Annotated in this window: 21 protein-coding genes; 11 read left to right on the top strand and 10 right to left on the bottom strand. The window is 43.6% G+C overall.

The features are described 5' to 3' along the window. Positions 1–25: 25 nt before the first annotated feature. The 3 genes from mglC to mglB all read right to left on the bottom strand — a co-directional run bounded on the left by mglC (position 26) and on the right by mglB (position 3,664). The gene (gene mglC, locus NB504_RS02330) at positions 26–1,033 is read right to left on the bottom strand and encodes a galactose/methyl galactoside ABC transporter permease MglC (protein ID WP_170889106.1); all 1,008 of its coding nucleotides are present in this window, start codon (positions 1,031–1,033) and stop codon (positions 26–28) included. 10 nt (positions 1,034–1,043) lie between these two features. Next, a complete protein-coding gene (mglA, locus tag NB504_RS02325; RefSeq protein ID WP_017046157.1) occupies positions 1,044–2,552 on the bottom strand; it encodes a galactose/methyl galactoside ABC transporter ATP-binding protein MglA in 1,509 nt (502 codons plus the stop codon). A gap of 137 nt (positions 2,553–2,689) precedes the next feature. Then, positions 2,690–3,664, bottom strand: coding sequence for a galactose/glucose ABC transporter substrate-binding protein MglB (gene mglB, locus NB504_RS02320; protein WP_026027227.1), 975 nt, complete (start codon positions 3,662–3,664; stop codon positions 2,690–2,692). A 551-nt stretch (positions 3,665–4,215) separates the two neighbouring features. On the opposite strand from mglB, the gene NB504_RS02315 reads away from it, so the two are divergent. Beyond that, positions 4,216–4,701, top strand: coding sequence for a NifB/NifX family molybdenum-iron cluster-binding protein (locus NB504_RS02315; protein ID WP_258428174.1), 486 nt, complete (start codon positions 4,216–4,218; stop codon positions 4,699–4,701). Continuing rightward, positions 4,701–4,904 carry a (Na+)-NQR maturation NqrM gene (gene nqrM / locus NB504_RS02310; RefSeq protein WP_013856966.1) on the top strand — a complete coding sequence of 68 codons (204 nt, stop codon included), beginning with the start codon at positions 4,701–4,703 and terminating at the stop codon, positions 4,902–4,904. Before NB504_RS02315 ends, nqrM begins: the two co-directional genes overlap by 1 nt. Here nqrM and NB504_RS02305 read toward each other — a convergent pair. Beyond that, the gene (locus tag NB504_RS02305; RefSeq protein WP_026027228.1) at positions 4,901–5,179 is read right to left on the bottom strand and encodes a DUF134 domain-containing protein; all 279 of its coding nucleotides are present in this window, start codon (positions 5,177–5,179) and stop codon (positions 4,901–4,903) included. The genes nqrM and NB504_RS02305 overlap by 4 nt on opposite strands. Positions 5,180–5,218: 39 nt before the next feature. Here NB504_RS02305 and NB504_RS02300 point away from each other — a divergent pair, with 39 nt between their 5' ends. The 3 genes from NB504_RS02300 to NB504_RS02290 all read left to right on the top strand — a co-directional run bounded on the left by NB504_RS02300 (position 5,219) and on the right by NB504_RS02290 (position 6,828). After that, complete coding sequence (locus tag NB504_RS02300; RefSeq protein WP_019282873.1) at positions 5,219–5,626, top strand: PaaI family thioesterase; 408 nt, start codon at positions 5,219–5,221, stop codon at positions 5,624–5,626. Positions 5,627–5,730: 104 nt separating this feature from the next. Continuing rightward, a complete protein-coding gene (locus NB504_RS02295) occupies positions 5,731–6,027 on the top strand; it encodes a PTS fructose transporter subunit IIB (protein ID WP_017042461.1) in 297 nt (98 codons plus the stop codon). Between the two features lie 6 nt (positions 6,028–6,033). Next, positions 6,034–6,828, top strand: a complete 795-nt coding sequence (locus tag NB504_RS02290) for a PTS sugar transporter subunit IIA (RefSeq protein WP_258428173.1) — start codon at positions 6,034–6,036, stop codon at positions 6,826–6,828. A gap of 2 nt (positions 6,829–6,830) precedes the next feature. Here NB504_RS02290 and NB504_RS02285 read toward each other — a convergent pair whose 3' ends face one another. Then, complete coding sequence (locus NB504_RS02285; protein ID WP_017046162.1) at positions 6,831–7,688, bottom strand: helix-turn-helix transcriptional regulator; 858 nt, start codon at positions 7,686–7,688, stop codon at positions 6,831–6,833. Positions 7,689–8,060: 372 nt separating this feature from the next. On the opposite strand from NB504_RS02285, the gene NB504_RS02280 reads away from it, so the two are divergent. After that, positions 8,061–9,959, top strand: a complete 1,899-nt coding sequence (locus tag NB504_RS02280; protein WP_017047683.1) for a fructose-specific PTS transporter subunit EIIC — start codon at positions 8,061–8,063, stop codon at positions 9,957–9,959. Positions 9,960–10,113: 154 nt separating this feature from the next. Beyond that, on the top strand, positions 10,114–11,310 hold the full coding sequence (gene manA, locus NB504_RS02275) for a mannose-6-phosphate isomerase, class I (protein ID WP_405054797.1): 1,197 nt from the start codon (positions 10,114–10,116) through the stop codon (positions 11,308–11,310). Between the two features lie 94 nt (positions 11,311–11,404). Here manA and NB504_RS02270 read toward each other — a convergent pair whose 3' ends face one another. The 3 genes from NB504_RS02270 to gyrA all read right to left on the bottom strand — a co-directional run bounded on the left by NB504_RS02270 (position 11,405) and on the right by gyrA (position 16,434). After that, a complete protein-coding gene (locus tag NB504_RS02270; protein ID WP_017042466.1) occupies positions 11,405–11,581 on the bottom strand; it encodes a hypothetical protein in 177 nt (58 codons plus the stop codon). Between the two features lie 125 nt (positions 11,582–11,706). Continuing rightward, on the bottom strand, positions 11,707–13,353 hold the full coding sequence (locus NB504_RS02265; protein ID WP_017046166.1) for a methyl-accepting chemotaxis protein: 1,647 nt from the start codon (positions 13,351–13,353) through the stop codon (positions 11,707–11,709). Between the two features lie 357 nt (positions 13,354–13,710). Continuing rightward, the gene (gene gyrA, locus NB504_RS02260) at positions 13,711–16,434 is read right to left on the bottom strand and encodes a DNA topoisomerase (ATP-hydrolyzing) subunit A (protein WP_017049834.1); all 2,724 of its coding nucleotides are present in this window, start codon (positions 16,432–16,434) and stop codon (positions 13,711–13,713) included. Positions 16,435–16,728: 294 nt separating this feature from the next. Here gyrA and ubiG point away from each other — a divergent pair, with 294 nt between their 5' ends. From ubiG to yfaE, 4 genes are all read left to right on the top strand, one after another. Then, positions 16,729–17,436 carry a bifunctional 2-polyprenyl-6-hydroxyphenol methylase/3-demethylubiquinol 3-O-methyltransferase UbiG gene (gene ubiG / locus NB504_RS02255; protein ID WP_258428171.1) on the top strand — a complete coding sequence of 236 codons (708 nt, stop codon included), beginning with the start codon at positions 16,729–16,731 and terminating at the stop codon, positions 17,434–17,436. 480 nt (positions 17,437–17,916) lie between these two features. Further along, positions 17,917–20,199, top strand: coding sequence for a class 1a ribonucleoside-diphosphate reductase subunit alpha (gene nrdA, locus NB504_RS02250; RefSeq protein WP_017046168.1), 2,283 nt, complete (start codon positions 17,917–17,919; stop codon positions 20,197–20,199). Positions 20,200–20,267: 68 nt separating this feature from the next. Beyond that, positions 20,268–21,401: a class Ia ribonucleoside-diphosphate reductase subunit beta gene (gene nrdB, locus NB504_RS02245; protein ID WP_010318364.1), complete on the top strand. Its 1,134-nt coding sequence runs from the start codon at positions 20,268–20,270 to the stop codon at positions 21,399–21,401. Then, positions 21,401–21,679 carry a class I ribonucleotide reductase maintenance protein YfaE gene (gene yfaE / locus NB504_RS02240; protein WP_013857000.1) on the top strand — a complete coding sequence of 93 codons (279 nt, stop codon included), beginning with the start codon at positions 21,401–21,403 and terminating at the stop codon, positions 21,677–21,679. The genes nrdB and yfaE overlap by 1 nt, the downstream gene beginning before the upstream one ends. Before the next feature lie 67 nt (positions 21,680–21,746). Here yfaE and NB504_RS02235 read toward each other — a convergent pair whose 3' ends face one another. Both NB504_RS02235 and NB504_RS02230 read right to left on the bottom strand, forming a co-directional pair. Then, positions 21,747–22,001, bottom strand: a complete 255-nt coding sequence (locus tag NB504_RS02235; protein WP_013857001.1) for a hypothetical protein — start codon at positions 21,999–22,001, stop codon at positions 21,747–21,749. A gap of 263 nt (positions 22,002–22,264) precedes the next feature. Further along, positions 22,265–23,503 carry a CinA family nicotinamide mononucleotide deamidase-related protein gene (locus NB504_RS02230; RefSeq protein WP_013857002.1) on the bottom strand — a complete coding sequence of 413 codons (1,239 nt, stop codon included), beginning with the start codon at positions 23,501–23,503 and terminating at the stop codon, positions 22,265–22,267. Between the last annotated feature and the right edge of the window lie 6 nt (positions 23,504–23,509).

Genomic DNA, 23,509 nt, shown 5'->3' with positions numbered 1-23,509 from the left:
AAATTGTATTTTTGCTCTTAGGCGGCTATTTCTTATTCGCGTACTTCATTGAGTCCAACGCGACAGCGAAAATAATAATGCCGCCTTTAATGATGTACTGCCAGTAAGGGCTCACGCCAATGTAGGTCATACCATAGTTGATCACAGTGAAGATAAGCACACCCGTGACCACACCCGCAATGCTTCCGACACCGCCAGCAAATGACACGCCACCCACAACACAGGCTGCAATCGCATCCAACTCGTACAAGAAGCCAAGATTATTGGTCGCACTGCCGATACGGCCAGCTTCCAACATACCGCCAAACGCATAGAACACACCCGATAAAGCATACACTTTCAGTAGCGTCAGTGGCACATTAACGCCAGAAACTTTTGCGGCTTCTGGGTTGCCACCGACCGCGAAAATGTTCTTACCAAAAACGGTCTTATTCCACAAAATCCATGTAAAGATAATCGCGACAATGGCGTAGAAGGTTATGTACGAAAACCTAAAATCCCCAAATCGAATAAAACCTTGAGTGAATGAAGAGAAACGCTCATCAAAACCTGCAATTGGAGATGCACCCACCGAATCGTAGTAGAGAGAGTTAATCCCGTAGACGATGATCATGGTGCCTAATGTGGCGATAAACGGCGTTACTTTTAAATAAGCCACAATCACACCGTTCACTAAACCGATGATCGCGCCGATCGCGCACACACAAAGAATCACAGCCACAATCGGCACGTCACCAATGCTGGGGAATACTTTGTTGACGTTATCAATTGATTGTAAAAGTGTTGCCGAAATTACAGCGGCTAAACCCACTTGACGTCCAGCAGAAAGGTCGGTTCCTTGCGTTACAATCAGCCCCGCCACACCCAATGCAATAATAACGCGCACTGAAGATTGCGTTAATATATTACTAAAGTTGCGTAAACTTAAAAACGATGGCTCCTGAATAATAATAATTGCCAGAAGAATAAATAGAACTGCATAGATCGCACCTTCCTTTAGGTGCTTCATTGCAAATGTTTTAACTGAATCCATAATAATTTCCCTAGAGGTAACGAGAGGCCAGCTCTAATATTTCATTCTGTGAAGTGTCTTTAGTATTAACGATTCCCGCAGCTCGGCCATTACTCATTACCAATATTCTATCGGTAATGCCTAACAACTCTGGCATTTCGGAAGAGATAATAATAATCCCTTTATTCTTTTTCGCTAATTCCAATATCAATTGATAAATTTCAAACTTTGCTCCGACATCAATACCTCGAGTCGGCTCATCAAGCATTAATATTTCTGGCTGAGTTAACAACCAACGGCCAATAATGACTTTCTGCTGATTACCACCAGACAAAGAACCGATTGATGTTTCATGAGAAGGTGTTTTTACACTCATGGAGTCGATTACCCACTGTGTATCACTCCTCATTTTTTTATTACTCAGTAAACCTAATTTGGTTTTGTATTCATCCACATTGGCAACCAAAGAGTTAAAGGTAATATCTAAATTACTGTAAATGCCGGTTGAGCGACGCTCTTCTGTCACCAACGCAAAACCACTATTGATAGCTTCATGTGCATCACGGTTTTTCATCTCTCGGCCATGTAAGATAATGTGGCCGTTACTACGCTCACGAACCCCAAAAATGGTTTCCACAATATCAGTGCGTCTTGAACCGACGAGCCCAGCCACACCTAAGATTTCACCTTCTCTGAGATCAAACGAAATATCCTGAATAGAGGGCTGGTTGAGTGCTGTTAAGTTTTTGATTTCGAGGATAATTTCTTTTGGCACATTGGTCTTTGTGGGAAAGCGCTGTGTTAATTCACGGCCAACCATCATCGAAATGATTTTGTCCATATCGAGCCCTTTCAACGGCCTCGTATCAACCCATTGCCCATCACGCAAGATGGTTATCTCATCACAAATAGTAAATATTTCTTCCATTTTGTGAGAGATGTACACCACGCCACAGCCTTTTTCTTTCAACTTGTTAATGATAGTAAAAAGATGCGATACCTCTTTTTCAGTCAAAGAGGACGTGGGTTCATCCATGATCACAATGCGCGCGTTGTAAGAAAACGCTTTCGCTATTTCGACCATCTGCCTTTGTGATACCGATAATTTAGCCACTTTAATTTTCGGGTCTATATCAATATCGAGTTCATCAAAGATCTCTTTGGTATCGCGATACATTTTATCGTGATCGACAAAGAGTCCTTTCTTTGGGTAACGCCCTAGCCAAATATTATCCATTACAGAACATTGTAATACTTGGTTAAGCTCTTGGTGGACCATGGAAACACCCGCTTCCAAAGCTTGCTTAGACGATTGAAAATTCACATGTTCGCCTAAAAATATAATATCACCTTCGTTTTTATCATAAATTCCAAAAAGGCATTTTAATAGCGTCGACTTACCTGCACCATTCTCTCCCATTAACGCATGAATAGAGTGTGGTCGAACTTTCAAATTAACTTTATCTAATGCCTTAACCCCGGGAAACTCTTTACTCACTCCTGTCATTTCTAACAGAAATTCATGCTCTTGATTTACCATGGCATCACTTATTTATTCTTTGATTAATACCATTCAATATTAAATAAAATTTAATCAGCAATTATTTATTATTGATTGTATAAACACCCTATAAGTTAGGGAGTAAAGGGGGAATGACTTCCCCCTTGAACTTTAGGTTACTCGAGTGTCGATTTATCCACACCAACATAAGGAACACGAACAATCTTATTGGCCATTTCCCATTGAGTGCCTTCGGTTGCAGCTTTGCCGTTGGCTAAATTACGTGCAAGTTCAAATGTCGCTTTCGCTTGTGAATCTGCATCATTAAGCACAGTGCCTGCCATGTCGCCAGATTTAACTAATGCTAATGCTTCTGCTAACGCATCAACACCGAATACTGGTACTTTCGCACCCGCACCACGTAACGCTTCAATCGCACCCATCGCCATACCATCATTATTGGCAATCACGACTTCGATTTTGCTGCCGTTGGGGCCAGATAACCAAGCGTCCATTTTATCTTTTGCCATGGCGGTATCCCACATACCAGTATCCATGTGTAGCTCTTCTGTTTTGATGCCATTTTCGTTAATGGTTTTCACAGAATAAGAAGTACGAGCTTCCGCATCTGGGTGACCTGGTTCGCCTTTCAGCATTACATATTGCAGTACACCGTCACCGTTTTTATCCCAAGCAGGATTGGCTTTCCAGTGTTGCGCAATGAGATCGCCTTGGATGATGCCCGACTCTTTTGAATCTGTACCCACATAATAGGCTTTGTCATATGAAGCGAGCGCTTTAGCACTCGGTTCTTTGTTGTAAAAAACGATAGGAACATCATCCATTTTCGCTTTTTGAATAATACTTGGTGCAGCTGCAGGGTCGACAAGGTTGATCGCCAGTGCTTTCACGCCACGAGCCAACATGACATCCACTTGGTCATTTTGCATTGATTGGCTGTTTTGTGAGTCATTCATCAAAACCTTGGTGTTGCCGTCATTATTTGCCTGTTTTTCAATCGCTTGGCGAACAACTGACATAAAGTTATCATCGTACTTATAAACGGTCACACCGATCGTTGTGTCAGCCATGACTTGAGTGCCGAAACTCATACCAGCCGCAAGCATGGCTAAAGTAGTTAACTTTCTCATTGAACAAGTCCTATTTGTTAGTGTTGTTATTACGTTGTGTAGGGGGAGAAACGTTAACTCTGAGAAACAGCAGTGAAAACGTTTACCTTTCAAAGTATAGTAGTAAAACAAACAATTAATGTGAACCAGTTAAAATTTCAGTTTTGAAATCGCATTTTCATGCGGTTTCTTGTGAATAGTTTGATAACTATTGCAAAACTAAGTAATCATACGTAACGCAATGTAACATCGAGACCTATTTCTCTTTTTAAAAGTGCGATCCACCACGAAAGAGATCATACCTCTCAAAACACCAGATGTTAACGTTTACACTTGCGAGTTTCCAATATGCAATAGATTTAATTTTCATTTGACTGCTCACAAAGTGTAGATGAGGCTTGTTACATACGCCTGCAATTTATTCGCGTATTTTTACGCCATATCGGGTCTCGATTTACCAAACAGCACCACGACTTTTAATTAATGAATTCTTACATTGTCATTTTTATTATTGGCATATGCCAATAATAAGGTGTATTTTAAATACAAGAACCCGATAAACTTTAGGAGCCATGATGATTTATGCCATCCCTTGTGATCAAAACTCGCCTTTTAATCACTTTGCCAAAGCGCCTCAATTGATGATTGTGGACGATACTACCGCCACTAGCCAACGTATTGACGTTACTAAAACCGAGGGCAGTTGTGACCACAAAAAACAGCTACTTGCACTGCTAAGAGAAAATAGAGTGGACGCTGTTATCGTCCGCAATATCGGACAAAATATGTTAGCAGCAATTTTAGAAAAGAAGATTGAGGTATATTACGCACCAAGAGGCAGCCAATTAACATCACTTCATCCAAACCATCTTCTGCCCGTCACCGACGTCTCTTTTGGCAAGCCTTCAGCCAATAAATCGAAGAAACGTTGTGCTAGTCAATGTGGATCGAAGAAAGTGGGTAAACATAACAAACTGGCACCCAGAATGCTGTCACCAACTACCATAGAAGCGTTGAAGAAAGTGCTGAAAGTAAAAGAGATTGTCGAGGGAAAATAATGACTTATGTTATAACCTTTGCGTTTTTTATTGGCATTATTGTCTTGATGGCGATCGGTGTTTTGTTTCGCCGCCGCTCGCTGCAAGGCAGTTGTGGGGGATTAGCAAATATCGATATTGAAAGAGAATGTAACTGCGTAGACGTTTGTGATGAGCATCAGAAGGTGTTGTATCAAATTCAAGAACCTGATCACGAGCGTTAGCGTTCAACCAACATCAACGCATGACCTTCCACCAAGCAAGTCGCGACTTTCGCTCTTGCTTGGTTAACAATATTACCAAAGGTTTGTCGCGATATGCCCATCTGCGTGGCCGCTTGCAATTGGCTAAGCCCCTCTTTATCAGCCAAACGCAGCGCTTCAAGTTCTTCTGGCAGTAAATCTACTGTGTTCAATTCAGATAATTTGACACCGTTGGGTTTGAAGCATGCATACGCCGCTTGACCACAAACACGACGAATTTTTTTGGGTCTTGCCATTTTCTTCTCCTAATCATTTAAAAACAGTTTGGTGAACTTATGAACATTCAACCTCCCATACAACATTGCCACTGCGCGGTGTGTTGTGCCCCGTTCTTTTCTGAAACGCACACACTGCAATTTAACCAAACAGAAACGGGGAGCGTATGCGCACAGATTGTAGCAACAGAAAAGATGCAAGGCTATCAAGGGGTCATGCAGGGTGGACTTATCAGCACTTTACATGACGCTGCCATGACGCATTGTCTGTTTGCACAGTGCATTTATGCGATGACGGCAGAGCTAAACGTACGTTATGTGCACCCTATTCCACTGAATGTACCGTTGCAAGTCGAAGCGCATCTTATCAAACAAAAACGTCACATTTACTATCTGTGCAGCACCATTTTTTATGATGGGCTTCCCTATTCTACGGCCAGTGCAAAGTTTATGTGCAAAGCCGAGTAGCCTGAGTGCTACAGTCATTAGGGTACTGGCTTAGCGTAAACTTCGGTTGAGTCACGCTTTCATCCTCCTTATACTCACTCATCATTTCTTTATTATCTTTCGTTATGAAAATTATCGCAGTAACCGCTTGTCCAACAGGCATCGCGCACACCTATATGGCCGCAGACGCACTCAAAAAAGAAGCGAATAAGCGTAATATCTCAATTAAAGTCGAAACCCAAGGAGCAATGGGTGTCGAGAACCCACTGACAGTGGCAGATATTGTCAACGCGGATCTGATCCTCATCGCTTCAGATATCGACATTGAACAGCGTGAACGTTTTGTTGGTTGCAAAACGGTTCAGGTGTCCATTGAAGAAGTGTTGACGAACGTGCAATCTGTTTTAGATCGTTATTTGTAACCGCCGATGATCACAACGCGCATCACCTTTGTTTTAAAAGCAGGCGGTCTGGTCAGCTGGCAATTAAATGAATTGAAAGATCTCAACCGCCATTTTCGCTCGGTGGTGGTGCTGTTTAACATCACGCGTGGCAACAAGGCAATGCTCAACCATACACTGCAAGTGTTAAGCCTTGGTTCAAACCCGGGAGATGTATGCCAAATTGCCATTGAAGGGCTCGACGCCGAGTTGGCCTGCATGGTGATGACAGAGTATTTACGCGAGCACACACTGCTTATTTCAACATCACACAAACAAAATGCCAAAGCGGAATTGGCGTTTGCCACCCACTCTGCTTTTCAACTGCCCTTTTCGCTACAGTGGCATTACGCCACATTAGGCCCTGAGCTTAGCAAATCAGAGGCACTCGACACGATTGCTAAGCAGATCATGCCCACGTATTGTCATGATATTTTGCATGCGCTGGAAAAAAGAGAAGCCATCTCCCCGACCATTATTGGCCGTGGAATAGCGCTCCCCCATGTCATTCACGCACGAGTTGCCCAGCCAACACTGGCGGTTCACTGGTTAGCAAACCCGCTATCATGGTCAGAAAAATCCGGCGATGTGTCGCTGATCATCACCTTATTACTGCCGACATCAGCGCCGCGAACCGTAATTAAACCGGTCACGCAGTTAACTCGTTGGTTGCTGGAAGAGGAACATCGTCAATGGCTACTTACGGCAAAAAGAGAAGAAACCCTTAAAGCCATTTTGCTGCACGTGATGGCTAAGCCGTGCGACCCAATACAAAATGAATAGCTTTATTGCGACAGAGTTCGATATTCAGATGGAGTCATACCCGCTTTGCTTTTAAATACGCGGAAAAAATAATTCACATCTTGAAATCCACAGCGCGTGGCCACTTCGGCTAAACGAAAGGTGTATTTCTTCAACATAAATTTTGCCCGTTCAATTCTTACCCAAGTGATGTAATCAGCAAGAGTCATGTGTCCTTGTTGGCGAAACATGCGCGACAAATGGTTGGCAGAGATATTAAACCGCTGTGCGATGCTGTCACGGCAAATATTGCGATGAAAATTTTCTTGGATATAGATGCAGATACCTTGATATAAATCTTCACTGCGCTTTTTAGGAGAAGCGGTCGGTTGATCGAGCATTGTGGCGCTGTAACTCAACAGAGCCAGCAACAAATGTTCGTCCATTGGACTTTTCTGAGGCTCACGTGCTAATGCATTTAGCCCTTCGAGCATGTGATCAATCGCGTGCCCAGTACGCGTTGGGATACTGTGTTTCTGAACATCATAAAAACCACTCTCGCCTTTGTGTTTACTGACCAAACTAAACCCCATTTGACGACGGCCAAATAGCAAACTCAAGACCGAACAGCTCTCTTGCCAATCGGGTTTATTCCAGCAGTTCGGAGGTATATAAAGCGCATCACCAGATAAGATGTTGACCTTACTGATACCGTGTTCAATCTCTTCGATTTCGTTGCTGTACACGCCGCTTAAGACCAATTCTAGACGAGGGAAATTGACTTGGTAACTGAACGCTGGCGGCGTTATTTTGTCCCCAGCAAACCATATTCGATTAAAACTTTCTCGCTCCGAGAGCAGCACTTCAATCACATTTTTAAATACTGGGATCACAAAATTCACCCTATACCCATCAATAAACGAGGCAACTATAATCCAATACCTAATGAATCACCAATCATTACGCATTCGATAACTCCGATCGAAAAAGTAAAATAATCAATTTATCCAATTGAATTAAAATAAAAAATTAATCATAAATTCAAATTATCACCCTAAAACCAAAATAAGAGCCTGATCACGTTTGCAGCCACAGGTTACAATAATCCAGTAAATGCCAGTTTCGTACACTACCACTGTTCACCCGAGGCGCTCACAATATCTCCAACAAAAAGCGCGGTGCGCAATAACAATATCCCCAAACAGTTTGAAGTTTCAGCCAACATGGCTCAGCTCTAAGTGCGAAGGGGATAAAAACCATATAGGGGACGAAACATGATCACTCAACTTATTAATGAGAACTTGATCCGGCTTGATTTGAAAGCAACATCAAAAGATGGCGTTTTCTCAGAGCTGGTCGATGTACTGTTAGAACAAGGACGCATCAGCGATAAATCGCAGTTTTTAGCCGATATCTATGCTCGTGAAGAGCTTGGTAACACTGGATTTGAAGATGGTGTCGCGCTGCCTCATGCCAAAAGTTCCGCCGTTATCTCGCCTGCAGTTGTGATAGGCATCAGCAAAAGCGGTATCGAATATGGCGCGGAAGATGGCTTGCCTTCTAAATTATTTTTCATGATAGCCTCGCCTGATGGTGGTTCAAATCATCATATTGAAGTGCTGGCAGAGCTCTCTTCTAAGCTGATTGAAGAAGGGTTCATCCAACGTTTCTTAGATGCAAAAACAGAGCAAGCAGCGCTAGATTTGTTGCTACAAAAAACCGAAAAAACAACCGATGTTGAAGCCAATAAAGGCTTCTTGATTGGCGTAACGGGCTGCCCAGCCGGTGTCGCACACACTTATCTTGCCGCTGAAGCGCTGGAAAAAGGGGCCGCCGCGATGGGTTATCAAATTAAAGTCGAAACCAACGGTTCGATTGGGGTGAAAAATAGCCCAACGGATGAAGAGATCGCTAAAGCTGATGCGATCATCGTGGCTTGCGACAAGCAAGTTGACATGGTGCGCTTTGCGGGTAAAAAACTGATTGAAACTGGTGTTAAAGCGCCGATTCGTGATGCAAAAGGGTTGATTGAAAAAGCCCTCAGCGCACCAAAATATCAAGCCGATGCCAGTACCAAGACTTTAGATGGAAAAGGCAAAGCGGCGCAAGCTCGCTCCGATTTATACCGCTATTTGATGAATGGTGTATCGCATATGATCCCATTCGTTGTTACTGGCGGTTTGTTGATTGCTTTAGCACTCGCTATTGGCGGCGAGCCAACCGAAGCTGGTATGGCCATTCCTGACGGCAGTATGTGGAACCAAGTGCTGAACGTCGGTGTGGTTGCTTTTACGTTGATGATCCCCATTCTTGCAGGTTACATCGCGTATGCGATCGCCGATCGCCCCGCTCTGACTCCTGGCTTAATTGGTGGTTGGATCGCTAACAACGGGTCATTCTACGGCGCAGATGCCGGTACAGGTTTTATCGGTGCCATTATTGCAGGCCTTTTAGTCGGTTATTTCATCAAATGGTTAACAAGCATCCATTTTCACAAGTTTATTCAACCACTTGTGCCAATCATGATTGCACCCATCGCAGGCTCACTCTTTATCTCTGGGCTCTTTATTTTTGTTATCGGCGCGCCGATTGCAAGCTTGATGGACGGCTTAACCGCACTACTTACGAGCATGAGCTCAGGTAACGTGATACTGCTCGGTATTGTGCTCGGCGGCATGGCTGGCTTTGATATGGGTGGCCCATTTAACAAAGTGGCATTCCTTTTCTCTGTTGGTATGATTGCCAGCGGTCAAACTCAATTTATGGGTGCAATGGCGTGTGCCATTCCAGTCGCGCCACTCGGTATGGCTTTAGCAACCGTTCTGGGCCGTAAACTGAACTTGTTTGAAGCCTCTGAAATTGAAGCAGGGAAAGCTTCCGGTGCAATGGGCTTGGTTGGTATCTCTGAAGGGGCTATTCCATTTGCCGCGCAAGATCCGATGTCAGTCATTCCAGCAAACATCTTGGGGTCGATGGTTGCAGCAGTTATGGCGTTCACTTTTGGCATTACAAACAGTGTTGCCCACGGCGGTCCTGTAGTAGCATTGCTCGGTGCCATGAATAAGCCTTTGCTAGCTTTGCTTTGCATGGCAACCGGTGCTGTAGTGACAGGTGTTGTTTGTATCACTCTGAAAAAAATGCGCCAAGCGAAATTACAACAAGCAACGGCTTAATGATCATGCACTCTCCCCCGAGAGTGCTTGATGTTCATCAACGCTGAGCTTCTGACTTTATGTTGTACTCCCGCTTTAATTCGGGAGTTTTTTATTTCGCTTACTCTATGTACTGCTGATTTGTTTTTATTTTGATTTTTTTGTGAGATGTACTATGACCAATAACAAACAACCTTTCTTTTTAATGGACAATGTCATCCAAAACTATGCGTGGGGAAGCACGACTTCGATTCAGCACTTGTTTGATATTGCTAACCCAACCAAGGTTCCACAAGCAGAAATTTGGATGGGAGCACACCCAAACGGATGCTCACAAATTCATGTGAATGGAGAACCTGTTTCGTTGCTTGAGATGATCAACCAAGATAAAACAGCGTTTCTTTCTGCGGCTACCGCGGCAACCTTTGGTGAGTTACCTTATCTTTTCAAAGTACTTGCCGCAGCGAACGCCCTTTCGATTCAAGTTCACCCAAGTAAGCAAGAAGCGGAAATTGGCTTTGAGAAAGAAAACCAAGCGGGGATCCCACTCAATGCCGGACATCGCAACTATAAAGATCCTAACCACAAGCCGGAATTGGTTTACGCCCTTACCCCTTATCAAGCGATGAATGGGTTTCGCCCAATCACAGAGATTGTTGAACAATTTCAAACGCTGAATATCAATGCGATTTCAACCCTAGTCGATGCTTTTGCATACAACCCAACATCACAAGGTTTAAAAACCTTTTTTAGTGCATTGCTATCATTAACTGGCGAGAAAAAAGAACATGCGGTGAATGCATTATTAGCGTATGCCCATCATCATTCAGATGATGATCTTTTTGAGCTCATTTTAGAGCTGGCACAACAGTACCCCGGTGATATCGGTCTATTTTCTCCATTAATGCTCAATGTACTCACTTTAGCTCCGGGTGAGGCCATGTTTTTAGACGCCAGAACGCCACACGCCTACTTGAAAGGTACCGGGCTTGAAATCATGGCCAATTCAGACAACGTGTTGCGCGCTGGCCTAACACCCAAACACATGGATATTGAAGAGCTCGCATCATGCACGCTATTTGAAGAAAAACCCGCTTCAAGCCTGTTATTGAAACCAATCGAAGAAAATGGAGCATTACTGTTCCCTGTCCCAGTCCGCGATTTTAAGTTTGCGATTTACCTCAATGCCGCGCAAGTTAACGTGAAAATCAACAGTGCCGAAATTATCTTTGCCATTGATGTTGATGCGACCTTAACCCATGACAATGGTGAGTCTCTAACCGTGAAAAAAGGTCACTCAATCTTCATCCCCGCATACGCTGAACATTATCAACTGTCATCACTTGGACGTGTCGCACGCGCGTATAATTAACAGCCGACGTGATAAACAAAAAAGCCAGCATCTGTTCTGCTGGCTTTTTATTTGGGATTATTACGAAAATTTGCGCTAATCGATTTGTGGGCAGTTAGATATTCTGCGACTGCTTCCAAACCGCCAGTTCAACCCACATTTGTTCAAGTTGTTGCAACTCTTCTTCTGTGAGCAGTGCTAAGGTCGTTTGAGATTCAGATGTCGGACCGTCTTTGAGAGAGCGAATCTGCGCATAAAAATCCTTCTTTAATTGCGATATCACAGGGTCCACAACCGATTCCTATAAAAATACTAAAATTCTCAAAAATAATACCATTTTTCATAGACATGTCTTATGTCGTGTTAAGTTATGGAATAGTTATCACATTTCTAATATCTAAGCCTAAAGTATCAAAATTACAATTTAAAATTATTCACTAGGCTATCGAGTTGCTTAGAAACTTTTTTCAAATGTTCGCTACTGACAGTGAGCTCCTCAGCTACTGTTGTTGTTTCCATGGTGAGATGATTAATATCTTCAACGGTGCGGTTGATTTCACTGACCACACTTGATTGCTCTTCCGTTGCCGTCGCCACTTGAATGTTCTGATCACTAATATTCTCTATATAAACGCGGATCTGTTTTAGCGAACTATTGGCATTTTCAGCTTGTTCAACCACCAACAAACTCTGCTCTCGGCCCTGGGACATTGCCCCAACCGCCCGTTTCGATTCTTCCTGTAAGTTATTAATGACTCTTTGAATTTCTTCGGTTGATGCAGCAGAACGGCTTGCTAAATTTCGCACCTCATCGGCAACGACCGCAAAACCTCGACCTTGCTCTCCCGCTCGCGCCGCCTCAATCGCTGCGTTCAATGCAAGTAAGTTCGTTTGCTCGGAAATGCTACGAATAGTCTCAAGTATCGAGCTGATGTTAACCACTTGACCAGCCAAAGAGCCTACGACTTGTGCAGCTTGCTCTAATTCAGTGATCAAATCTGCAATTTGCACTTGTGCTTTCTCTACTACAGTGGTGCCATTTTCCGCCTGATGAGTGGCCTGTTTCGCAACGTCGGCAGCTTGAGCTGCGTTGTTTGCAATTTCGCCTACCGTTGCGCCTAATTCATGAATGGCAGTGGCCACTTGAACTGTTCTATCACGTTGCGAAGTGCAGTTGTTTTTGGTTAATAGTGCCCGAGCTGAAACTTGGTTAGCCGTATTCGCTAATTCATAAGAACTCGAAGCCACTTGCTTGATCGCTACATGTACTTTCTCAATGAAGTCGTTAAAACTGTCACTAATTTTCGATAACTCATCTTGACCACCTAAATCAATGCGAGCATCTAGCGCCATGTTTTCAGCTGCCAAAGCAATGGATTTTTGTAGGCTGGCCACTCGCGTTTTTAGGCCGATAACAATAAAGAATGAAGTGACAAACGAAATTAGCACGCCAATACCAATAATGATAAACATGTGATTTTGCCCTTGGGCATAACTCTTTTGGCTATTGACGTTCTGCTGTTTGGCCTGCTCTAGTAGCGAATCGAGGATCACATTGGCTTTTTTACGCAGTTCACCATAGGTAACCGCATATTGATCTCGGTATATGTTGCGCGCCGTATCTAGATCGCCCTTTTCAAATGCCGCCAACATAGGATTAAGCTGAGTACTGACCATTTTTTCAAAGTCAGTCAACAGCTGCTGAACTTGTCTACGCTGTTCTGGATCCACTTGTGACTGAACTGCGTGCTCGACAGACTGCCTCATTTCAGGGATATCTTCGTCACGTGTCTCTTTCACGCGTGTGAGGACACCCTTTTTATCTCTTAACGACGTCTCTTGAAGTAACATCATATCGATACCAACCCGCATACGGGGAATTCGAGAGGCAACTTCAGCCATTGAACGCATTGGCGCGGCCGTATTGAGATAGAGCTGTTCTGCCTGTCGTTGAATCGTCGACATGCTATTGAAGCTCGCCATTCCAACAATAATCAACGCAACGCAAGGTAATAACACCGCAAAAATTAATCGCGATTGTAAGGTAAACCGATTAGCAAACATCTTTTATATCCTTTTTAGTTGTAGCGCCATTATGTTATGGGGACAGATCTTAACCAATGAATGGTTTCTTATTTATTAAAAAGTTATCTTTTCTAGAACGTTTAAAATTAAATTAATGACTTTTATGACGTTAACTCAATAGCTAAGTATAGGCAATTTTAGGTTGAATGAGAGATGTGGAGTCAGCCGTATTTGTGGCACAGATGATCTTTTCAAAAAGACCACCACGATTTCAACGCTGAATGGAAATCCTTCACTTGTTGGATGGGCTGCTCGCTAGAAGTAAAAAGCCGAAGCAATCAATGCTCCGGCTTTTATTCTTTATCACCTTAGAATAAAGGTGGATACGTGAAACGATTACTCGTCTTCAGAATCGCTGCTCGGTTCTGAGTCAGTCTCTTCTGCGTCACTTTGTACTTCTAAAATTGCAACGCTCGCTTCACCTTCTGGCAATTCCTCACCTTCTGGTAACTCAACATCTTCAATTTCTTCAATACGTTGTAAACCTACGACGTTTTCATCTTCAGCGGTGCGAATCAAGGTCACACCTTGAGTATTGCGTCCCACTTGGCTCACTTCCGCGACGCGAGTACGAACGAGCGTACCGGCATCGGTGATCATCATGAACTCATCGCCTTCTTCAGTTTGCACTGCGCCGACAACTTGACCATTACGCTCAGACACCTTGATTGAAACAACGCCTTGAGTTGCACGACCTTTAGTTGGGTATTCCCCTAAGGTTGTACGTTTACCATAGCCGTTTTGTGTCACTGTTAAGATGTCGCCGTCATTTGAAGGAACAATCAGCGATACCACTTGGTCGCCTTCTGCTAGCTTCATACCACGAACACCGGACGCTGTGCGTCCCATGGCGCGCACACCTTTGAACTTAATTTCTGGCTGGCCATGTTCATCAAGAACAGGCTGACCATTTTCATCCAATACTGGCGTTTCTTCTGATTCTTTAAAGCGAACCACTTTACCAAATTTAGAAAACAGCATAATTTCACTGTTGCCATCGGTAATGTCCACACCAATCAAAGAGTCATCTTCACGCAAGTTAACCGCGATCAAACCGTTAGAACGCACGTTGGCAAAGCTTGAAAGTGATGTTTTCTTCACTGTACCGTCACCGGTCGCCATAAAGATAAACTTATCATCACTAAACTCAGTGACTGGCAAAATCGCAGTAATACGTTCCCCTTCTTCCAGAGGAAGAATGTTAACGATAGGTTTACCACGCGCTGTACGGCTCGCTAGCGGTAATTGATAGACTTTCAAACGGTATGTCTTACCACGAGTCGAGAAGCAAAGAATATGGTCATGAGTATTCGCCACAAGAAGACGCTCAATGTAGTCTTCTTCTTTCATCTTCGTCGCGCTCTTACCTTTACCACCACGGCGTTGTGCTTCGTAATCGCTGAGGATCTGGTATTTCACATAACCTGCATGAGAAAGTGTAACGACCACATCTTCACGAGCAATCAGCTCTTCCATGTCGATATCGTGAGTTGCCGCGGTAATTTCAGTGCGTCGTGCGTCACCAAAAGCATCACGAACAGTTTCAAGCTCTTCGCGGATCACTTCCATCAAACGTTCAGTGCTGGCAAGGATATGCATCAGTTCAGCGATTTCTTCCAGAAGAGCTTTGTACTCATCAAGAATTTTTTCGTGCTCTAAACCTGTCAATCTGTGCAGACGAAGTTCAAGAATTGCTTGGGCTTGTTGCTCAGTTAAGAAATATTTGCCATCACGGATACCGTATTCTGGTTCAAGCCATTCAGGACGAGCGGCATCGGTTCCAGCACGTTCAAGCATTGACGCTACGTTGCCAAGATCCCAACCACGAGCAATCAAGCCTTCTTTTGCTTCTGCTGGCGTTGCCGCGCGGCGAATCAATTCGATGATTTCATCAATGTTGGCTAACGCGAGAGCCAGTGCTTCTAGAATGTGGGCACGATCACGAGCTTTACGCAGTTCAAAAATAGTACGACGCGTCACCACTTCACGGCGGTGATCAACAAAGCATTTCAACATTTCTTTCAAGTTGAATAGCTTAGGTTGACCATTATCCAGCGCCACCATGTTGATGCCGAATGTCGTTTGTAACTGTGTTTGAGCGTAAAGGTTGTTCAGTACCACTTCGCCAACCGCATCACGTTTACATTCGATAACAATACGCATACCGTCTTTATCAGACTCATCACGCAGTGCACTGATGCCTTCGACTTTTTTCTCTTTAACCAACTCAGCAATTTTTTCAATCAAGCGTGCTTTGTTCACTTGATAAGGGATTTCTCTGACGATAATGGTTTCTTTACCATTCTTCTCGACTTCGATATCCGCTTTAGAGCGCATGTAGACTTTACCGCGCCCTGTTTTATAAGCGTCGATAATTCCTTTGCGGCCACTGATTAATGCTGCTGTTGGGAAATCTGGGCCCGGAATGTAGTCCATCAACTCATCAATGGTGATGTCTTCATTATTTATATAGGCCAAGCAACCCTCAACCACTTCCGTTAGGTTATGGGGTGGAATGTTGGTTGCCATACCTACTGCAATACCGGATGAGCCATTCACCAGTAGGTTAGGAATTTTCGTAGGAAGAACCGCAGGGATCTGTTCTGTACCGTCATAGTTCGGTACATAATCGACCGTTTCTTTGTCGAGATCGGCAAGCAGTTCGTGGGCAATTTTTGACATGCGTACTTCGGTGTAACGCATTGCTGCCGCAGAGTCACCATCGATCGAGCCAAAGTTACCTTGGCCATCGACCAACATGTAACGCAATGAGAACGGCTGCGCCATACGAACAATCGTATCGTATACAGCACTATCACCATGCGGGTGATATTTACCAATCACATCGCCCACAACACGGGCAGATTTTTTATATGGTTTATTCCAATCGTTACCAAGCACATTCATCGCGAATAGAACGCGACGGTGTACTGGTTTTAGGCCATCACGCACATCTGGAAGAGCACGACCCACGATAACGGACATCGCGTAGTCTAGGTATGAACCTCTTAGCTCATCTTCAATGTTTACGGGCGTGATCTCTCTAGCTAGATCGCTCATAGAGCCATTATCCCTCTATCTTTTGATCGTATATTCGATACGTACAAGGCCGAAAAATATAACACATAATTCACTACTTCGGCATCCCTTTCCCTTTCCTTTTATCAGGTTGTGACCTTTGTTGTGTATCAAGTGCCGAGAAATTGCACATTCATTCCATACCCGGCTGATTAATGGCCAAATTTTAGCCAAAAATTAATGAAATAAAGATAACCTGTAGCCTGTGATAATCAACTGGTTATAATACCCCACACAACTAAAGATGCCTATTTTGACAGCAAGAGCGAATCTAACATGACTAAAGCACAAAACGTTGATCTTAATGAAATTAAAAAGTTTGAAGAGATGGCGTCACGCTGGTGGGATCTGGATGGTGAATTTAAGCCACTGCATCAAATTAACCCGTTAAGATTGAACTATGTGTTGGTCAATACCAACGGCCTATTTGGCAAGAAGGTGCTCGATGTTGGATGTGGTGGCGGAATTTTAGCCGAAAGCATGGCGCGAGAAGGTGCACAAGTGACTGGCTTAGACATGGGCAAAGAACCGCTTGAAGTCGCTCGTTTACATGCTTTAGAAACCGGAACAAAGCTCACTTATATTCAAAGTACGATTGAAGACCACGCCACTGACAACCCACGCACATATGATGTTGTCACCTGCATGGAAATGCTTGAGCATGTTCCAGATCCATTGTCCGTTGTTCAAGCCTGCTCTGCGTTGGTCAAACCCGGCGGTCATGTTTTCTTTTCTACGCTCAATCGTAATTTTAAGTCTTACCTGTTTGCCATCGTGGGCGCAGAGAAGTTGCTACGCATTGTTCCAGAAGGCACACATGATCATGAAAAATTCATCCGCCCATCGGAACTGATTAAGATGATTGATAAAACAAACCTGCAAGAGCAAGGAATAACAGGCCTACTTTATAACCCGTTAACCGATACTTACCGTTTAGGGCGCAATGTTGATGTCAATTACATCGTTCATACTCAGCTTTTTTAAAGTCAGTGGTCATCTAATATGCCATTATCGATAGCGTATTGCTCACGTTAAAAATTAAGCCGAATAGCACATTTTTTCTCGGTTTCTAGGCTGTTTTTTGTGCTCTAGATTCCATTTTAACCACATCGAAAATCGCTCCCTTTTTTCCTCAAAGATCAAGAAGTTTTTTTTTGATTGTGGTTACATCTAAACCAAACTCAAAACGGTAATTTTCTACAATCAAATCGGCTCTTTGATCATCAGTAAGTGGGTACTAACTGTTTTTTTTATTTTTGCTAGTTATCCACAAGCTGTCCCAGATCTGTAACTTGAAATGAGCTTCAGATAGCACTATCTTGTAACTCGCAAAGCAAAGAACCCCTATATGTTGTGTTTGCACTACAATATATAGATAAATTCAGATCACAAAGCCGCGATGAGATTTACAACAATTCTACAAAAATACGGCCTTAATCAGTTTTGTTAGGGAAATGAAGCAGAATGAACCAAAAACTTACTGTCACCAAGCGTGATGGACGCAAAGAAACAATTGATCTTGAAAAAATCCACCGTGTAATCGCGTGGGCTGCGGAAGACCTGCACAATGTCTCTGTATCACAAGTAGAACTGAAAGCTCACATTCAGTTTTACGATGGTATTACGACCTCTGACATCCATGAGACTATCATCAAATCCGCTGCCGATTTGATTTCAGAAGAGACGCCAGATTACCAATATCTAGCTGCTCGTCTTTCGGTGTTCCATTTGCGTAAAAAAGCCTACGGACAATACGAGCCACCCACTTTGTACAACCATGTCTCTCGTTTGGTTGAAATGGGCAAATACGATAAGCACCTTATCGAAGATTATACTCGCGCAGAATTTGAAGAACTCGACACTTATATCGATCACGCACGTGACCTTAATTTTTCTTACGCCGCGGTAAAACAGCTTGAAGGTAAGTACTTCGTGCAAAACCGTGTGACGAAACAAATTTATGAGAGTGCCCAGTTCCTCTACATTTTGGTTGCCGCTTGCTTATTCGCGAAATATCCAAAAGAAAACCGTCTCGATTACATTAAGCGTTTTTACGACGCAACATCAATGTTCAAAATCTCGCTGCCAACGCCAATCATGTCGGGCGTGCGCACACCTACCCGTCAATTTAGCTCATGTGTGTTGATTGAATGTGGTGACAGCTTAGATTCAATCAATGCCACAGCAAGCTCTATCGTGCGTTATGTATCACAGCGTGCGGGGATTGGTATTAACGCGGGCCGCATTCGTGCATTAGGCTCGGAAATTCGCGGTGGTGAAGCATTCCACACGGGTTGTATTCCTTTTTATAAATATTTCCAAACCGCAGTGAAATGCTGTTCTCAAGGTGGTGTACGTGGTGGCGCAGCCACTGTCTTCTACCCTTTGTGGCACGGTGAAGTGCAGTCGCTACTGGTATTGAAAAATAACCGCGGCGTTGAAGAGAACCGTGTTCGTCATATGGACTATGGTGTTCAGCTCAATAAGTTGATGTATTCTCGCTTAGTTCAAGGCGGTAATATCACCCTATTCTCCCCTTCTGATGTGCCTGGATTGTATGACGCATTCTTCGAAAACCAAGACGAATTCGAACGTTTGTATGTTCAATATGAGAATGACACTTCGATTAAAAAAGAGACGGTGAAAGCGGTAGAACTGTTCTCCCTATTGATGCAAGAACGTGCCTCCACTGGCCGTATCTACATCCAGAACGTTGACCACTGCAATACGCACAGCCCGTTTGATGCGTCTGTAGCGCCTGTTCGCCAATCCAATCTCTGTTTGGAGATCGCACTGCCGACGAAACCGCTATCTAATGTTGAAGATAATGAAGGTGAGATTGCGCTATGTACGCTTTCGGCATTCAACTTAGGTTCAATTCAATCTCTGGATGATTTCGAAGAGTTGTCTGATCTTGTGGTTCGTGCGCTAGATGCACTGTTGGATTATCAAGATTACCCACTGCCTGCCGCTTATAAGTCAACCATGAATCGCCGTACATTGGGTGTAGGCGTGATTAACTACGCTTACTATCTGGCGAAAAATGGCGTGAAATATTCGGACGGTAGTGCAAATGGTTTGACACACCGCACTTTTGAAGCGATGCAATATTACCTGTTGAAGGCTTCAGTCGCGTTAGCCAAAGAACAAGGCCGATGCCCTCTATTCCATGAAACAAATTATGCCAAAGGCTTGCTGCCTATCGACACCTATAAAAAAGATGTCGACCAAATTTGCGCAGAACCTTTGCATTATGATTGGGATGCGCTGCGCGCAGAGATCATGGAATTTGGCTTACGTAACTCAACGTTAACAGCGTTAATGCCTTCAGAAACCTCTTCGCAAATTTCCAATGCCACCAACGGTATTGAGCCTCCTCGCGGTTATGTTTCAGTAAAAGCCTCAAAAGATGGCATCTTGAAACAAGTCGTGCCGGATTTCATTAATTTGAAAGAGAACTATGAGTTATTGTGGAATATTGGTTCTAACAACGGCTATCTGCACCTAGTCGGCATCATGCAGAAATTTGTTGACCAAGCGATTTCCGCTAATACCAACTACGACCCCAGCGCGTATGAAAGTGGCAAAGTACCAATGAAACAGTTGCTGCAAGATCTGCTGACGGCATATAAATTTGGTGTGAAAACCTTGTACTATCACAACACTCGTGATGGCGCGAAGGATGATCAAAAAGACGCAGTACAGGCACAAGATGATGATTGTGCGGGCGGCGGTTGTAAGATCTAACTCTATTTCACTCAACGTATTCAATAATGCTCCCCACGCAGGGGAGCTTAAAAGGGATTGAGGCATTTATGGCTTACAGTACTTTTTCTCAAAAAAAGAATGATCAACTCAAAGAACCGATGTTTCTTGGCCAATCGGTTAACGTGGCTCGTTACGACCAGCAAAAGTTTGAAATTTTTGAAAAACTGATAGAAAAACAGCTCTCGTTCTTCTGGCGTCCAGAAGAAGTCGACGTATCGAGTGATCGCATTGATTACAACAAGCTTCCAGATCATGAAAAGCACATTTTCATCTCGAACTTAAAATATCAAACGCTACTGGATTCAATCCAAGGTCGCAGCCCTAACGTGGCACTGCTACCGCTGGTTTCGCTTCCTGAAGTGGAAACATGGATTGAAACCTGGTCATTTTCAGAAACAATCCACTCACGTTCATACACTCATATTATTCGTAATATTGTGAATGATCCGGGTATTGTGTTTGATGACATCGTCGAAAATGAACATATATTGAAACGCGCAAAAGACATTGCACACTATTACGATGATCTGATCCAACTGTCTAATGACTACCACCGTTTTGGTGAAGGAACACATCAGATTAATGGTGAGAGCGTCAAAATTAGCTTGGGTGACCTGAAACGCAAACTTTATCTTTGCTTGATGTCAGTCAATGCGTTGGAAGCGATTCGTTTCTATGTCAGCTTCGCCTGCTCATTTGCCTTTGCAGAGCGCGAATTGATGGAAGGTAACGCCAAAATCATCAAGTTGATTGCACGTGATGAAGCTTTGCACCTGACTGGTACACAGCATATGATCAACTTGCTGCGTAATGGACAAGACGATTTCGCTTTCTTACAAATCGCTGAAGAGTGCAAGCAAGAGTGTTTTGATTTGTTCAAAGCGGCTGCTGAACAAGAAAAAGAGTGGGCTGAATATCTATTTAAAGATGGTTCGATGATTGGTTTAAACAAAGACATTCTGTGCCAATACGTTGAATACATCACCAACGTTCGTATGCAAGCGGTTGGTTTAGATATCGCCTACCCCGGCGCAACATCAAACCCAATTCCTTGGATTAATGCGTGGTTGTCTTCAGACAACGTACAAGTTGCACCTCAAGAAGCAGAAATCAGCTCCTACCTTGTAGGCCAAATTGACAATGAAGTTCGTGCCAATGACTTCGAGGACTTTGAGCTGTAATGGCGACCATTAAAATCAACAAAGTTACAACCATAGAATCAAACTCTTCCAATACTTTATTGGAAAGTATGGAGAGTGCGGGGCTAGAGCCAGAGTACAACTGTCGCGATGGTCACTGTGGTGCCTGTCGCTGCACGCTCGTTAAAGGCGAAGTGGAATACGTTGGTTTTGCGATGGCTTACACAGAGCGCAACGAAATATTGCCCTGTATTTGTAAAGCCAAAAGCCATGTGGAACTTGCTGGTGTTAATTATCGACCCAAAGCAAGGCGAGCCTAATCTCGATCTGCCAATAGTGCACTGTTAACGCATCACACATTGGCGCGTTAAAAAGGTAAAGCCAGAGCTATGCTCTGGCTTTATACATTCCTAGAAGAATGCCATCAGCTGTACCCATTGATACGGATTTGTTAGCGATTTCTCTGCCATCCCCATCAAACAATGAAAGTCTATATCCTTGATAGCTAGGCGTATCTAAGTCTGATGGAGCGTTGAGCCACAAAGAAACAACATCACTCATTTCATTACTCAATGCCTCACCTAAGATCACTTTTTGACTTGCAACTTTATACCAAACTAAAATTTTCGATTGGTTAAACATGTCAGCCTCCTGCTGAATTTCATCGAGCGGACTGACAGTGTACAGAGAAAAGATGTGTAAAAAAGACCCAATTTTGAAACAATTTTATCTGATGCGTGAAATCATGAGCTTAGTCTTTAGACGAAATAATCATAAGCTAAGCACCTCACCGAACCTACGGAATAAGCCAAAAAATCATGCAGTTACCACCCGATACAATTTAAATGTAAAGCACTTAATTATCAAAGACTTAGGTTTAAAAATACGCTAACGCATTGAGTTAATTAGCCAATAACGCTCGCAGGTAAAAACATCTCTTTGACGGAGATCAATGCCCCATACTGAGCAAAAATAGGCTTATTCGATAAATAGCGGCGTAACATATCAGCCGCGATGGTCCCCATTAACTCCCTCTGCTCATCGGCGCTGTAACGACGCTTGAATTTGAGGATCTGTCCCCACTCTCCCTGCGGAGCCGATAAAGCTAGGCTAAATTGATCATCATTTAATACACCAGTCACGAGCGATAACGAAGTAGAACACTTTTCCTTCGTTGCGCCAGCAAGCGCTAATGACGCCGCGAGTGGATCTTGATCGCCTAAGCCCGATTCAACGTTGCGGCTCAAAATCCAGCAGTGACCGCTCAACGCTTCCACCTGCTCGTTACTTAACAACCAACTGGCGAGCCAACCTTTGGTCGCTTGTTCTGCAATAGAGATCGATAATCCTTTGTCTTGCATTAAATGACCGATATGCGTGAGCATAGGTTCATCGACACTCACAACATGTTGTTCCAAATGCTGGTAGATGATCTGTAGTAGTTTTACTCGGCGTTCTAAATCACTTTTCGGACCAAACAATTTCACCTCAATAAAAGGCAGATAAGAACGATACCCCAGCATATACCCTTCCGGTAAGACTAATTTATCCAACTTATCTGAAATGGCCGATTCCGATGAACCCAGAGTGAATAAACGGCTGCACTCTAATCCCGTTTGTTGTGGGTATGTTGCTAGCAAGTCGGGTAAAATCTGTTCAGAGACCATCAGCTTAAACTCTTTGGGTACTCCGGGGGTGAAATAACAAACACAATCATTAATCTGAACTTTAAAGCCGCAAGCCGTCCCTATTGGGTTATCAATGATGTCAGAGAACTCCGGTAACATCGCTTGTTTGAGGTTACTTTCTGGCATCACAACACCACGCTGCGCAAAAAATTCGTCCAGTTTTTGCTTCCACAGCACAGACAACACCAACTTTTGGTCCGCCGCTTGAGCCGCCGCCGCCGCACTTAAATCATCAGACGTTGGGCCGAGCCCACCATTCACGATCAATACATCATTATTGAAACTGAGCATCAGTAACTCTTCAACCAAGGCTTGCTGGCTATCGCCTACCGTTGATCGTTTTACTAACGAAAAACCCTGCTGGAAGAACTCACTGGATAACCAAGCAGCATTGGTATCGACAATATCGCCATGGAGCACTTCCTCACCCGTGCTTAACATTGCTATTTTCAACATATCATG

The organism is Vibrio sp. RM-69-4 (assembly GCF_024743775.1).
In the GTDB taxonomy this organism is placed as follows: domain Bacteria; phylum Pseudomonadota; class Gammaproteobacteria; order Enterobacterales; family Vibrionaceae; genus Vibrio; species Vibrio anguillarum.
The sequence above is the reverse complement of the archived record's forward strand: the minus strand, read 5'-3'. Positions and strand labels throughout refer to the sequence as shown.

Bases quoted from the DNA above. Each gene is read 5' to 3' on its own strand.
- mglC (WP_170889106.1), bottom strand. From the start codon at position 1,033: ATGGATTCAGTTAAAACATTTGCAATGAAGCACCTAAAGGAAGGTGCG.
- mglA (WP_017046157.1), bottom strand. From the start codon at position 2,552: ATGGTAAATCAAGAGCATGAATTTCTGTTAGAAATGACAGGAGTGAGT.
- mglB (WP_026027227.1), bottom strand. From the start codon at position 3,664: ATGAGAAAGTTAACTACTTTAGCCATGCTTGCGGCTGGTATGAGTTTC.
- NB504_RS02315 (WP_258428174.1), top strand. From the start codon at position 4,216: ATGATGATTTATGCCATCCCTTGTGATCAAAACTCGCCTTTTAATCAC.
- nqrM (WP_013856966.1), top strand. From the start codon at position 4,701: ATGACTTATGTTATAACCTTTGCGTTTTTTATTGGCATTATTGTCTTG.
- NB504_RS02305 (WP_026027228.1), bottom strand. From the start codon at position 5,179: ATGGCAAGACCCAAAAAAATTCGTCGTGTTTGTGGTCAAGCGGCGTAT.
- NB504_RS02300 (WP_019282873.1), top strand. From the start codon at position 5,219: ATGAACATTCAACCTCCCATACAACATTGCCACTGCGCGGTGTGTTGT.
- NB504_RS02295 (WP_017042461.1), top strand. From the start codon at position 5,731: ATGAAAATTATCGCAGTAACCGCTTGTCCAACAGGCATCGCGCACACC.
- NB504_RS02290 (WP_258428173.1), top strand. From the start codon at position 6,034: ATGATCACAACGCGCATCACCTTTGTTTTAAAAGCAGGCGGTCTGGTC.
- NB504_RS02280 (WP_017047683.1), top strand. From the start codon at position 8,061: ATGATCACTCAACTTATTAATGAGAACTTGATCCGGCTTGATTTGAAA.
- manA (WP_405054797.1), top strand. From the start codon at position 10,114: ATGACCAATAACAAACAACCTTTCTTTTTAATGGACAATGTCATCCAA.
- NB504_RS02265 (WP_017046166.1), bottom strand. From the start codon at position 13,353: ATGTTTGCTAATCGGTTTACCTTACAATCGCGATTAATTTTTGCGGTG.
- gyrA (WP_017049834.1), bottom strand. From the start codon at position 16,434: ATGAGCGATCTAGCTAGAGAGATCACGCCCGTAAACATTGAAGATGAG.
- ubiG (WP_258428171.1), top strand. From the start codon at position 16,729: ATGACTAAAGCACAAAACGTTGATCTTAATGAAATTAAAAAGTTTGAA.
- nrdA (WP_017046168.1), top strand. From the start codon at position 17,917: ATGAACCAAAAACTTACTGTCACCAAGCGTGATGGACGCAAAGAAACA.
- nrdB (WP_010318364.1), top strand. From the start codon at position 20,268: ATGGCTTACAGTACTTTTTCTCAAAAAAAGAATGATCAACTCAAAGAA.
- yfaE (WP_013857000.1), top strand. From the start codon at position 21,401: ATGGCGACCATTAAAATCAACAAAGTTACAACCATAGAATCAAACTCT.
- NB504_RS02235 (WP_013857001.1), bottom strand. From the start codon at position 22,001: ATGTTTAACCAATCGAAAATTTTAGTTTGGTATAAAGTTGCAAGTCAA.
- NB504_RS02230 (WP_013857002.1), bottom strand. From the start codon at position 23,503: ATGTTGAAAATAGCAATGTTAAGCACGGGTGAGGAAGTGCTCCATGGC.